Origin of the sequence: Streptomyces sp. NPDC058534, assembly GCF_042717365.1 — a bacterium.
Classification (GTDB): domain Bacteria; phylum Actinomycetota; class Actinomycetes; order Streptomycetales; family Streptomycetaceae; genus Streptomyces.
Genome location: NZ_JBHXNW010000001.1, coordinates 240,773 through 253,899 on the forward strand (window position 1 = coordinate 240,773; position 13,127 = coordinate 253,899).

General features: G+C 70.0%; 7 protein-coding genes and 1 pseudogene. 1 reads left to right on the forward strand and 7 read right to left on the reverse strand.

Translation table 11 applies throughout. The features are described from left to right. Positions 1 to 113 precede the first annotated feature (113 nt). The 7 genes and pseudogenes from ACFWR9_RS01040 to ACFWR9_RS01070 form a co-directional block, all read right to left on the reverse strand. The gene (locus ACFWR9_RS01040) at positions 114 to 4,535 is read right to left on the reverse strand and encodes a ThuA domain-containing protein (RefSeq protein WP_383833504.1); all 4,422 of its coding nucleotides are present in this window, start codon (positions 4,533 to 4,535) and stop codon (positions 114 to 116) included. A gap of 60 nt (positions 4,536 to 4,595) precedes the next feature. Then, a pseudogene (locus ACFWR9_RS01045) lies at positions 4,596 to 5,581 on the reverse strand (sugar phosphate isomerase/epimerase family protein). A 20-nt stretch (positions 5,582 to 5,601) separates the two neighbouring features. Then, a complete protein-coding gene (locus ACFWR9_RS01050) occupies positions 5,602 to 6,789 on the reverse strand; it encodes a substrate-binding domain-containing protein (RefSeq protein WP_383833506.1) in 1,188 nt (395 codons plus the stop codon). 53 nt (positions 6,790 to 6,842) lie between these two features. After that, on the reverse strand, positions 6,843 to 7,856 hold the full coding sequence (locus ACFWR9_RS01055) for an ABC transporter permease (RefSeq protein WP_383833509.1): 1,014 nt from the start codon (positions 7,854 to 7,856) through the stop codon (positions 6,843 to 6,845). Beyond that, entirely contained in the window at positions 7,853 to 8,869 is a 1,017-nt protein-coding gene (locus ACFWR9_RS01060) for an ABC transporter permease (RefSeq protein ID WP_383833512.1), read from the reverse strand. Before ACFWR9_RS01060 ends, ACFWR9_RS01055 begins: the two co-directional genes overlap by 4 nt. Beyond that, on the reverse strand, positions 8,866 to 10,386 hold the full coding sequence (locus ACFWR9_RS01065; protein WP_383833515.1) for a sugar ABC transporter ATP-binding protein: 1,521 nt from the start codon (positions 10,384 to 10,386) through the stop codon (positions 8,866 to 8,868). The genes ACFWR9_RS01060 and ACFWR9_RS01065 overlap by 4 nt, the downstream gene beginning before the upstream one ends. Next, positions 10,383 to 11,516 (reverse strand): Gfo/Idh/MocA family protein, encoded by a 1,134-nt coding sequence (locus tag ACFWR9_RS01070; RefSeq protein ID WP_383833518.1) that lies wholly within the window; start codon positions 11,514 to 11,516, stop codon positions 10,383 to 10,385. The genes ACFWR9_RS01065 and ACFWR9_RS01070 overlap by 4 nt, the downstream gene beginning before the upstream one ends. 121 nt (positions 11,517 to 11,637) lie before the next feature. Between ACFWR9_RS01070 and ACFWR9_RS01075 the strand changes: the two genes are divergently transcribed. Continuing rightward, a complete protein-coding gene (locus tag ACFWR9_RS01075; protein WP_383833521.1) occupies positions 11,638 to 12,846 on the forward strand; it encodes an ROK family protein in 1,209 nt (402 codons plus the stop codon). The last annotated feature ends 281 nt before the right edge of the window (positions 12,847 to 13,127 follow it).

Here is a 13,127-nt window from a genome sequence, read left to right on the forward strand (position 1 = left end):
GGCCGCCGGCGCCGTGGGTACGGTGCCGGTCGGTGGCGGGGAGCGGTCCGGCAACCGCTCCCCGCCGGTGCCCGTGCGCATCGGGGTTGTGGCGCACGGGGGTCGTGGGTGACCTACGCGGGGACGAATGTCCAGCGCTGTGCCGGGACGCCCTTGTCGGGCTGCTGGACCAGACGGCCCCTCTTGTCCGCGACGGTCACTACGAGATCACCCGTGGCGACCAGGGCGTACCCGCCTTCCGGAGCGCGTATCACCCGGAACTTCTGGGCGTCGCCCGGCCCGCAGCGGTGCTGGACGATCTCGGCGCCGCTCTTGGTCACCTTTCCCTGGACCTGGAGGCACAGGTCGCGGGAGACGCTCTTGACGCGGTAGCTGCCGTCCGTGTTCTCGGTGAAGACGAACTTCTGGCTGTCGACCGCCTCCTTGGCGGTGACGTTCAGCTGCTTGCCCCTGCGGGCGGCGTTGACGGCGCCGCCGTCACTCCGGCTCAGGATCTGGTAGGTGCTGCCCGAGGCGATGGGGTCGGCCGGCTTCTCACCGGCGAGGCGCAGCCAGTCGAAGTCGACCGTCACCGGCCCTCGTGTCTGCTGCGGACCGATGGCCATCACGCCGAACCGCGGTGCGGGCACCTCGTTGGTCACCGTGCCGAGCGACTTCCAGTCGGTCCCTCCGTCGCTGATCTCGCCGGTGTAGGTGTTGCCCGTCTTGGTCAGCCGCAGGTGCCACCAGCCGCTCTCCGGAAGGGAGACGGCTGTCGACCGGTTGCCACCCTGACCGAACACCCCGGCGTTCTCGGAGACGAGCTCCGCGTGGAGCGACGGGGCCGAGCCCGGTGAGTTGAACGCGGCCACGTCGAACTTCACGTAGTCGTCGTCGTTTCCGTGGACCATGAGGCCGGCGAGCTGGAAGCGCTCCTTCAGATCGCCGCGCATCCGTGTCTCGACGACCCAGTCGCCGTCCGGCGCGTCCTGCAGGACGAGGTTCTCCGGGTCGTCGTTCGCCGAACCGTTGATGTCGCCCGGCTCGGTGTCGATGCTCAGCGCGCCGTCAGCCATCCGGATGGTGTTCAGGTCCGGGCGGGTCACCGCGTCCCAGCGGCAGCCGTCGATCCGGTCGCTGTTGAACTCGTCGCTGACGGAGATCGTCGGGTCCGGCGCGGTGCACGTGATGGGAGGCATGGGAGCCGGGCGCACGGTCACCTTCGCCGAGGCCTTCTTGGCCCGGCCGGCCGAGTCGGTGACAGTGACCGAAGCGGTGTAGGCGCCGGCCTTGTCGTAGGTGTGGGACGGCTTGGCGCCGGTTCCGGTCTTGCCGTCGCCGAACGTCCACGCGTACGTGAACGGGGTGTTGTTCTCCGGATCCGTGGCGGTCGCGGTGAAGTCGACGGCCAGGGGCGCGGATCCGGAGGCCGGGGTCGCGGACACGGTCACGTGCGGGGCCGCGTTGGCCGAGACGCCCTTGCCGATGAAGTCGAAGGAGTCGACGGTGAACTGGTTGTCGGCGGTGGTCTTGAAGACGGCGTGGAGCTTCATCGTGCCGCCGGGGTCGGTCACCTCCGTCTCGGGCAGGGTGGCGTAGGTGTCGAGTCCGCCGGTGGCCTTGACCGGCAGGGTGGCGATCAGCTTTCCGGTCGGTGAGTCCTGCCGCAGCTCGATGGACCCGCCGGCCGAGGCCGAGGAGACCTGTGCGGTGACCTTGTCGATGTTCGTCAGGTTGACCGGGTCGAAGCTGATCCAGTCGCCGTTGCCGATCTCGCCGACCCGCTTGCCGGTCTCGGCACCCGCGTCGTTCTGCACGGTGACACCGGTGGAGTCGGAGAAGAACTCGGCCTGCTTGTGCTTGGGCTGGATGACGGTGATGTCGCGGCCGGTGAGCGGCGGCTGCCCGTTCGCGCCCTTGTCGGTGTAGCCGGCGTCGATCGAGTAGAAGATGTCGGCGTCGGCGTGGCCCTCGTCGAACAGGGTGGTGAACTCGCCCGAGCACGCCTTGATCGGATCGATCGGGTGGGCATGGGCGTCGTGTCCGAGGGCGGGCTGGACGACGGCCTTGGCGCAGTCGGCGGTGCCGTCCTCGGGGTCGGTGATGTCCAGGTCGAAGGGGATCTTGTCACCGAAGTCGAAGAACCCGCCGTGCGCCGGGGTCTTCATGGTCACCTTCGGCTCCGTGTTGCCCACGGTCACGCTGACGTTCGCGGTGCCGGTCTTGCCGGACGCGTCGCTGACGGTCAGCTGGACGTTGCGGACGCCGTTCGTGGCGAACGAGTGGGAGGGGTTGGCCTCCGTCGAGGTCTGGCCGTCGCCGAAGTCCCAGGCGTAGCTGATGTCGCCGCCCTCGGGATCGGCGGAACCGGCGCTGGAGAACGTGACGTTGAGCGGCGCCTGTCCGGACGACGGAGTCGCCGTGGCCTTGGCCACAGGACGGCGGTTGCCCTGCGTGTAGTCGATCCGGTAGACGCCCGAGTCGGGGTTGTCGCGTCCGTAGCCTCCGCCCCACTCCACGAGGTAGAGCGCGCCGTCGGGTCCGAACTTCATGTCCATCGGGGCGAGCGGGTTCAGGCTGGTGAACCAGGGGTCGATCTTGAGCAGCTCGCCCTCGTCGTCCTGGGAGAAGGTCCAGAGCTTGTTCCGGGTCCAGTCGGCGAAGAACGGCTTGCCGTCGTAGAACTCGGGGAACTTGACGTCGGACTCGAGATCGGGGTCGTACTCGTAGCGCGGGCCCGCCATGGGCGCCTCGCCGCCGTCGCCCATCTCCGGGAACTTGTTGCCGTTGCTGCCGTTGCCGTACCAGACGGTGGCCGGCTGGGCGGCGGGCAGCTCGGTGAGACCGGTGTTGTTGGGCGAGTTGTTCACCGGCTTGGCGCAGTCGAACTTCGCGCCGGAGGTGTTCGCGGCGAAGTCGAAGTCGTTGTACGCGGTGTTGTCGCCGACGCAGTACGGCCAGCCGTAGTTGCCCGGCTTGTCGATCACGTTCCATTCGACGAGGCCCGCCGGCCCGCGGGAGGCGTTGTCGCTGCCGGCGTCCGGCCCGTAGTCGGCCATGTACAGCGTGCCGTCGGAGGCGACGTTGAAGCGGAACGGGTTGCGGAAGCCCATCGCGTAGATCTCGGGCTTCGTCCTGGCCGTGCCCGGAGCGAACATGTTCCCCTCGGGAACCGTGTACGTGCCGTCGGGCTCGGGGTGGATCCTGAGGATCTTGCCGCGCAGGTCGTTGGTGTTGGCCGAGGTCTTCTGAGCGTCGAACAGGTCCCGGCCGCTGCGCTCGTCGATCGGCGCGTACCCGCTGGACTGGAACGGGTTGATGTCGTCACCGACGCCGATGTAGAGGTTGCCGTTCGGTCCGAACTCCAGGTAGCCGCCGGTGTGGCCGGGCTCCTCGCGCCGGGAGGCCGGCACTTCGAGGACGGTGACCTCGGAGGCGGGATCTATCGCCTTGTCGTTCACCGTGAACCGGGACAGCCGGTTGACCTCCTCGTCCCCGGGCGGCGAGTAATAGACGAAGAGGTGCTTGTCCGTCGCGAAGTCCGGCGAGAGGGCGAGGGAGATCAGTCCGTCCTCGCCACCTGAGTAGACGGGCTTGCTGAGCGCCGTGGCGGTGGTCCTGGTCTCGGGGTCGTAGACCTTGATCTCGCCGAGCAGCTCGGTGTAGAAGACCTTCCCGTCGGGAGCGATGTCCAGCGAGGTGGGGGCCTTGGTGTTGTCGTCCAGCGTGACCTTCTCGAAGTTGGAGTCCACCGTGGCACCACAGTCCGCGGGGACGGCCCCGGCGGCGGTCCTGATCCCGCCGAGCACGTGCTTCACGAAGTTCGGCTCGGTGTAGTCGGCCGCGTTGTGGCCCATGCCCGTGGCCCAGACCCGGCCGCCTTCGGCGTCACGGCACCAGGAGATGGGGTGGTCGGTGCCCATCTTCGAGGGTCCCGGGTCGTAGGTGGACTCGTCGACCTCGACCAGGGGGTGGACCTTGCCGCGCATCCCGGCGGTGAAGTTGTACCACTCCTCCTTTCGCTGCCACCGGTCCGGCAGGTGCTTGGTGGACTCGTGCACCTCGTCGATCTGGTAGGCGGTGCCCTCCTCGCCGTTGGCCGAATGGGCGGTCATGTGGACGCCGCCGTTGACGAAGTCGTCCCACCAGGGGAACGACGACTCGATGTTCATGTCCGTGGCGTTGTGGATCGCCACGATGCCGCCGCCGTCGCCCGCGTACTTCTTGACGGCGTCGCGCTGTGCGTCGTTGTCCCAGACCATGCCGCCGTTCTGCAGCATGATGACGACGTCGAACCGCGCGAGGTCGGCGTCGTTGAAGACGGCCGAGTCCTCGGATTTCTCGACCGCGAAGTGGTTCTCGGCCGCGAGCTTCTCGACCATGGCGGTGCCGGCGTCAATGGAGTCGTGCCGGTAGGAGCCGGAGGCGACCTCGGTGAACAGCAGCGCCCGGAAATCGTCATGGGCGGCGGCGGGTGTGGGCGTCAGGCCCATGACAACGGCACCGGCCACGCCCAGACCGAGTGCCGTACTGCGGAAGGATCTGCGGGTTCTCATCAATCTCGCTCTTCCTGACTGGAGTACGTCGCGGCGTGCCGGCGCCGACGCTGCACGTGCTCATCCCTCGGATCCCTGCTGGGCGATCACCCCCCGCAAGAACGCCAGCCCGTCGGCGGCGAGCGCGTCCTGGCTGGAGGCGAGCGGGCGCCAGACGGAGGCGGCGGTCGCGATGCTCGCGTTCTGCGCGGTGAACGACTCGATGCACAGCGGCCCCGTGTAGTCCGCGTCGGCGAGGGCGGCGAGGAGCGACGGCCAGTCGATGTGGTCGGCGCCGGGGGCGCCCCGGTCGTTGCCGCAGACCTGGACGTGGGGGGGGGGGGCGCGCGGGCGGGGGGCCGGCGCCGCCGAGGGGCCGGGGGGGGAGTGGTGGGTGGGTGGGGGGGGGTCGGGGGGGCGCCCGGGTCGGTGCGGCCCGCGGGGGGGGTTGCCACCCGCCGGGGCGCGCCCCCCACCGCGGAAGCGATGTCCCGTTCCTCGATGTTCTGGTGGTAGACGTCGAGCGCGATGCCGCAGCCGCCCGTCGGCAGGCCCTCGATGGCCTCAAGGGTCTGCGCGACGGTGTTGAGCAGGCTGGTCTCGTAGCGGTTCAGCGGCTCGACCGCCACGGTCACCCCGGCCGACCGCGCATGGTCGACGACCGGTGCGAGCGCGTCGCGCAACTCCGCGTAGCGGGCCCGCCGTTCGTCCGCCGTCATCCGCCAGGTCCGGCCGACGGACGCGTAGGCGGGGCCGGCGATCGCGGGCGAGCCGACCTGCGCGGCGACGTCCACGACGTGCCGCAGGTAGTCCTGGGTCGCGGAGACGGTGTCCCGCGCGGCATCGACGAGTTCCCGTCCGGGGGGCATCACCAGGCACACGCTCGCGCCGAGCCCGTGATCGGACAGTACGCGCGCGGCAGCGGCCGGATCCCAGTCGCCCGGGTTCTCCACCGGCAGCTCGAGCACGTCGAAGCCCGCTTCGGCCGTCTTGGCGGCGAGTTCGACGAGGTGCGCGTCATCGAGCGGAGAGGTCCATACCCAGGTGTTGACACCGATGGTGTGCACCGCGTCACTCCTCGTCCCGGTCACTTCCAGGGAGCCGGGTAGCCGGGCATGTTCTCGCAGCCGCACATCGCGTAGTGCAGGGGCGGCAGGTCCTCCTGGACATACCTGTCGACCTCGTCGGCGCCGATCGACGGCTGCGGCAGCACCCACTCCTTGGGCACCTGCTCGCCGTCGAGGATCTTCAGCGCGGCGAGGACCGGCGTGCGCCACTGGTACGTCGGGTACGTGGGGGCGATCGCGGTCAGCTCGTCCTCGGCCCAGATCCGCAGGAAGTCCTGCTGGTCCTCGCCGACGATCGCGGGGACCTCGGCGCCGGCATCCTGGAACGCCTCGACGGCGGCGACAGAGGTGGCGCCGGCGTCCATCCAGACGCCGTCGATGGTGCCCTCGCGCTGGATGTAGTCGCTGACGACGCTCTTGGTCTTGGCCGCGTCGCCGTCGGTGAACTCCACGCCGACAACGTCCAGTTCACTGCCCTTGAAGATCTGGTCGGCCGCGGCCCACCGCTGCTCCAGGACGTCGACACCCGGCAGGATGCGCAGCGCGAGGATCTTTCCGCCCGGCTTCACCTTGTCCTTCAGGAACTCGGCCCCGTCCGCGCCGAACGCGAAGCCGCCGATGGGGTGGATGAAGGTGACCGGGCACTCGGTCTTCACCCCGCGGTCGAAGACGATCACCGGGACACCGGTCTCGCAGGCCGACTCGACGGCCGGTGTCAGCGTCGCGGTGGTGTTCGGTGACACGATCAGCGCGCTGCAGTCCTTCGAGGCGAACGACTGGATGTCGCTGATCTGCTTGTCGTCCTTGGCCTCGGCGTCCAGCACGGTGAACTTGGTTATCTCCGGGTGCTGCTTCACTTCCTGCTGCATCGTCTTGAAACCGACCTGCCGCCAGGGGTTGTCCACCGCGGCGTTGGAGAAGCAGAGGTGATGGTTGCCACCGGGCTTGGCGTACTTGGCGGTGTCGGTCATCTCGGGGGCGAGCATCTGCTCCCACGGCTTGCCCTTGGGGCCCCGAGGGTCGGTGGTACGGAACGCGAGCTGCCGCTCGTACTCGGCCTTGTCGAAGAACTCCGACGTCGACGGGGCGTCGTCCGCAGTGGAGGACGCGGCGCCGGTGGCGCCCTTGTTCTCGGCGGGCAGGTCGCTGGAGCACCCTGCCAGGGCGAGGACGCCCACCACGGCCGCGGCGGGCCATCTCCGATTCATGTTTCTCTCCTTGTTGGGCACAGAGTTGAGGACGGGCTACGGCGGTCGAGGTGTCAGTGCGGGGCGGGCGCCACGCCCGCGACATCGCGTCGCCCGCGCACACGCAGCCGCTCCCCGGAACCGAGCGACGCGTAGGCGACCGCCGCGATGATGATCGCGCCCTGGACGGCCGACTCCAGCGCCCCGGACACGCCGAGGAGGTTGAGCAGCGAGAACAGCGCCTCCAGCGACAGGGCACCGGCAGCCGCCGCCACCACCGATCCCCGGCCACCGCCGAGCAGCACACCGCCGAGCACGACGGCCGTGATGGCGCGGAACTCCAGGCCCTGGCCGACCTGTGCGGACACCCCGGCGAACCCGCCGAGCACGATCGCGGCGACCGCCGCGAGCACGCCGGACAGCACGAAGGCGAGGAGCCTCAGCCGCGCCACCCGGCCGCCGGCCAGATGCACCGCCGTCTCGTTGTCACCGATCGCGATCAGGGTGCGGCCGGTGCCGCTGCGCATGAACAGCACCGCGCCGGCGAGGACCACCAGCAGGACGACCACCGACCACGGCAGCGTGCCGATCAGCGGCAGATCGGCTCCCTCGCGGCCGAGGACCCTGAACCCCTCCGACAGAGCGCCGCGCGGGGCGCCGCCCGACCACAGGAACACCGCTCCGTCGAGTACGAGGAGCATGCCCAGGGTCACGATGAACGAGGGGACCATCAGCTGGGTCGTGATCAGGCCGTTGACCAGTCCGACGAGTGCGCCGAGGCCGAGCAGCAGCATCAGCACCCAGGCGGTGGCGGACTCCTGACCGTCGATCAGGCGGGCCGCGATCACCACCTGCGCGGTGACGAGGGAGCCGACGGACAGGTCGAAGCCGCCGGAGACGATCACGAAGTACTGGCCGATCGCAAGGATCACCAGGGGCGCGGCACGCTTGAGCAGCGCGAGCCAGCCCGCGGGCTCGGAGTAGGCGGGACCCGCGAAAGCGAGGGCGAGGAGGAGCGCGACGAGCACGACGAGAACCGGTGCTGTGCCCGGGGCGAGACGGGGCCGCCAGGTCTTCGGTGCGTTCACGTCGTCCTCCTGGACATGCGTCGGCGGGCATAGAGCGCGACCGCGACGATCAGGACCACACCACGCACCACGTCCTTGAAGAACGGGTCCACGGAGAGGTCGTCGAAGACGGTGTCCAGGGTCGCGAGGATGAGGACTCCGCCGATGGTTCCGATGACTCCGCCGCGGCCACCGGCGAGAAGGGTGCCGCCGAGCACGACGGCGGCGATCGACTCCAGGTCGTAGCCCGCGTCGGTGCCGACGTACGGCGCGCCGGAACCGAGCCGGCTCGCCAGGAACACCCCTGCGAGGCCGGCGGCCACCGCACAGAGCACGTGTGCGGTGACGATGGTGCGCCGGGTGCGCACTCCGGACAGCCGGGCGACGTCGATGTCGCCGCCCACGGCGTACATGTGGTATCCGCCGCGCGTCCGGGTGAGGTACCACCAGGCGAGAGCGGCGATGACCAGCATGATGACGGCCGACAGCGGGACGGGCCCGATGCGGCTGAAGCCCAGGTGCTGGAAGACACGCGGCACACTGCCCGCGGGACCCGTGTAACGGTCCTCGAGGTAACCGCGCAGGATGAGCGCGACACCGAGGGTGGCGATGAAGGCGTTGGCCCGGAGCACTGTGATGACCAGGCCGTTGACCAGGCCGACGAACGCGGCGACAGCGAGGGCGAGGAGGACGCCGGGGACCATCATGCCGTCCTGCCCGGCCATGGTCTCGGCGGTGACGAGGGAGCACAGTCCGACGACGTACGCGACGGACAGGTCGAGTGAGCCGGTGACGATGACCATGGTCTGCCCGATGGCGACGAGTCCGAGAACGGTGCTGCGGGTGAGGATGTTCTGTACGCCGCCCTGGTCGAGCAGTACGCCGCCCTGCATCCCCACCAGGAGGCTGCCTGCGAGCAGCAGCACCACCAGAGCGAGATAGACGGTCACGGTGGGGGTGAGCGGCAGTCTCCGCGCGCCCACCGGCGCTGCGGGGGCCGCCGTGGCGGGGACCGGATCCCTCAGAACGCTCACGCCGCTTCACCGGTCCCGTGACCGGTGGCGAGGCCCATGACGGCCTCCTCACCGGCGCCGGCGGGCAGTTCGCCCGCGAGCACTCCCTCGTGCATCACGAGTATGCGGTCGCTCATGCCGATCAGCTCCGGTAGTTCCGACGAGATCATCAAGATGGCCACTCCGGCACGGGCGAGGTCACGCAGGAGGGCATGGACGGCCTGCTTGGCACCGACGTCGATGCCGCGCGTCGGTTCGTCGACGATCAGCACCCGGGGTCCGATCGCGAGCCACTTGGCGAGCACCACTTTCTGCTGATTGCCTCCGGACAGGAGGCGCACCTCCTGGTGTTCACCGCGGGCGACCACGGTTACGGACCGCAGGAGTTCCCCGATGTCCTCGTGGACGCGGGAGGTGCGGCCGCTCAGCGCGGCCCGGCGCACCATGAGGGTGTTGTCGCGGACCGACTGCCTCAGGGCGAGCCCTTCGCTCTTGCGGTCCTCGGTGACGAAGGCGATGCGGTGGCGGACGGCGGCGCGGGGGCTGCGGATGCGCTGCGGGTGGCCGTCCAGCAGGACTGTGCCGCGGGTGAGCGGTTCGACGCCCCAGATCGCGCGCGCGACGGCGGAGCGTCCGGATCCCTGGAGCCCGGCCAGGCCGACGATTTCGCCCGCGCGGATCGCGAAGTGCAGGCCGCGCACTCGTCCGTTGGCCGCCTGGCGCAGCTCGAGGCGCACCTCGCCCAGGTCGGCGGGCACGGCGCGGTCCGGGTACAGGTCGTCGAGCGGACGGCCGACCATGTGCCGTACGAGCTGGTCGGGGGTGAGGTCGCCGGCCGGGGCCGTGGCGACGAAGGCGCCGTCCTTGAGCACGGTGATCCGCCGGCTGAGGTCGTACACCTCACGCATCCGGTGCGAGACGTAGAGAATGGCGATGCCCCGTTCGCGCAGTCGGCGGATGAGGTCGTAGAGCAGTTCGACCTCGTGGTCGGCGAGTGCGGCTGTCGGCTCGTCCATCGCGATGACCCGGGCGTTGGTGGACAGCGCCTTGAGGATCTCGACGACCTGCTGCTGGGCCACCGGCAGTCCGCCGACCGCGGCGTCCGGGCTGATGCCTTCCTCGCCCAGCCATGCGAGCAGGGCGGCGGTGTCCGCGGTCATCTTCTTCCGGTCGACCTGGCCGCGCCGCACGGGTTCGCGGCCCAGGTAGACGTTCTCGGCGACGCTGCGGTGCGGCAGCAGGTTGAACTCCTGGTGGATGATGGCGATTCCGGCGCGCTGTGCGTCGAGCGGCGCCGAGAACGTCACCTCCGTGCCGTCCAGTTCGATGGCGCCGCCGTCGGGCCGGTGCACTCCGGCGAGCACCTTGAGCAGGGTGGACTTGCCCGCGCCGTTCTCGCCCATGAGTGCGTGCACCTCGCCGGCCCGCAGTTCGAGGTCGACGCCCCGCAGGACCGGTACGCCCAGGAAGCTCTTGGTGATGCCGGTCAGCCGGACCACGGGCTGCTCCTTCATCCGGACCACGGGCTGCTCCTTCATCCGGACACCTCCGTCCACGCGCCGTCGGCTGTGGCCGAGGCCAGCACGGCCTCGGTGATCCGGGCGGCGCGGAGCCCGTCAGCGAAGGTGGGGAGGCCGTCGGGCGTGGCGTCGCCGCGTACGGCGCGGTACGTGTCGGCGATGAACGCGTCGAAGCAGTCCTGGTATCCCTGGGCATGGCCGGCGGGAAGCCGGGCGTAGCGGGCCGCCGCCGCGGACATCGAACCGGGGTCGCGTACGAGGATCCGACTGCCGTCCCGCCGTCCGAGCCAGAGCCGTTCGGGGTCCTCCTGATCGAAGGCGAAGCTGGCGTCCGTACCGGAGATCTCCATCTGCAGCCGGTTCTTGCGTCCCGCCGCCACCTGGGAGACGACCAGCGTGCCCAGGCGTCCGGCGGCAGTGCGGAACTGCACGGAGGCGGCGTCCTCGGTGGCCGCGCCCGGTCCGCGAGCGGTGCGCTCATGGACGACGGAAGTCTGCGCGGACAGCCGTGCGACGCGGTCACCGGAGACGAACTCGAACAGGTCGCACCAGTGTGATCCGATGTCGGCGAACGCCCTGGAGGGGCCGCCCGTCGCGGAGTTGACCCGCCAGTCGTCGTCGGAGCGCCGGGACAGCCAGTCCTGGAGGTAGCTGCCGTGCACCGCGGAGATGATCCCGGCCTCGGCTGCGGCGAGGCGGTGGCGCATCTCCCGGACCATCGGGTGGAAGCGGTACACGAACGGCACCGTGGCCACGCGGCCGGCGGCCGCGGCCAGGTCGTTCAGCGCGGCGGCCTGCCGGACCTCGGTGGCGAGCGGCTTCTCGCACACCACGTGGACGCCTGCGGCCAGCGCCGCGTGAGCGGCCTGTGCGTGCAGGGCGTTGGGCGTGCAGATGTGGACGACGTCCACCGAGGCGTGGGTGAGCAGGCCGTCGAGGTCCGCGTATCCGCGCTCCGCACCGACTGTCCGAGCCGCGGCGTCCGCGTTCTCGGGCCTGCCGGCCATGGCCGCCACGACCCGGGCGCCTGCCCGCCTTGCTGCCTCGGCGTGCACCCGTCCCATGAATCCGGCCCCGACGACCGCTGTGCGTAAGGGCGGGGGCGCGGACAACTCTTCTACCTCATTGGTGAGGTGAGTCACCGTCATGCACGGCAAGGTAGGGGGACTATTGGCGGCTGTCAATCAAAAGTTCAGAGGTTAGCTACAGAAGTCCGGGTCAATGCGTCAGAACGTCCAGACCATTCATCGGGTCTGGTTCAATTGCCTGATGCACGCAGACGTCCCGGCGTCGAACGCCGCACCCCTGGGTGAGCTGCTCCGTCTGTTCCGCGACGGCCGGCCGCGCACCCGTGCCGAGCTCACGGCAGAGACCGGGCTGGCCCGTTCCACGGTGCGCGGCCGCCTGGACGCTCTTCTGGACGCCGGGCTTGTCTACGACGCGGGCAGCGGCGCCTCCACCGGTGGACGGCCCGCGGAACGATTCGTGTTCAACTCCCGCGCCCGCGTGGCCCTCGCCGCCGACGTGGGCGCCACACACGCCACCCTGGCGGTCACGGACCTCACCGGCATCGCACTCGCAACGAGGAGGCTGACGCTGGACATCAGCGACGGCCCGGACGTGGTGCTGCCGCAACTCGGCGACATCTGGCGCGAGTTGCTGGCGGACGCGGGACTGGACCCACTCCCGCTGGCGGGGGTCGGCGTCGGTCTGCCCGGCCCCGTCGAGCACTCCACGGGCAAGCCGCAGAACCCGCCGATCATGCCGGGCTGGGACGGCTACGACGTGCCCGGGCGCCTCGCCGCCGACTTCGGTGTGCCGGTCCTCGTGGACAACGAGGTCAATCTCATGGCGCTGGGCGAACACACCACGCGCTTCGCCGACGCCGAGAACCTCATCCTGGTCAAGGTGGCCACCGGCATCGGCGCCGGCATCATCAGCAACGGCAGGCTGCATCGCGGAGCGGTCGGCGCGGCCGGCGACATGGGCCACATCCTCGCTCCCCAGGGGGGCGAGGCACCGTGCCGCTGCGGCAACAAGGGGTGCCTGGAAGCGGTCGCCAGCGGGGCGGCCATCGCCGCGGCCCTGCGTGAACAAGGCCTTGAGGCGCACAGCAACTCCGATGTCGTCGCGCTGGTTCGCGGAGGCAACGTGGTCGCGGCCCAGGCGGTCCGCCAGGCCGGCCGTGACATCGGGGAGGTGCTGGCCGGCTGCGTCAGCATGCTCAATCCGTCGCTGGTCGTGGTCGGCGGATCCCTCGCCCAGGCAGGCGAGATGCTGCTGGCCGGAGTCCGTGAGGCCATCTACGGACGGTCGTTGCCCATGGCCACCCAGCAACTGAGCATCGTCGCCTCCCGCGCGGGCGCCGCTGCCGGGATGCTCGGTGCCGCCGCCATGGTGGTCCAGCACGCCCTGTCGCCCGCCGTTCTCGACAACGAACTGGCCCGCCCGGCGCGAGTGGTGTCCGTCGGCAACTGAGTGCCGTGGCAAAGGCGGCGACGGCCGGCGCACATGGGCAACAAGGCGCTGGCCGTCGATGTCTCTCTCACCCGAACAGGAAAGCGGGAGGGTCTTCAACTGTTGGGGCTTTCGCTTAAACAGGCCGAGCAACGCTATTTATCAGATGTGTGGTTGATCCGCAGAATTTCGTGCCACTTTCATCCGATTGAATGCGTTTCCTACTGATTCTGGTGGGCTGGTGGTGCGGGGTCCGTAGGTTGTCGGGCATGGAGCTTCTTCGGTTGTCGGTGGCCGCGCGT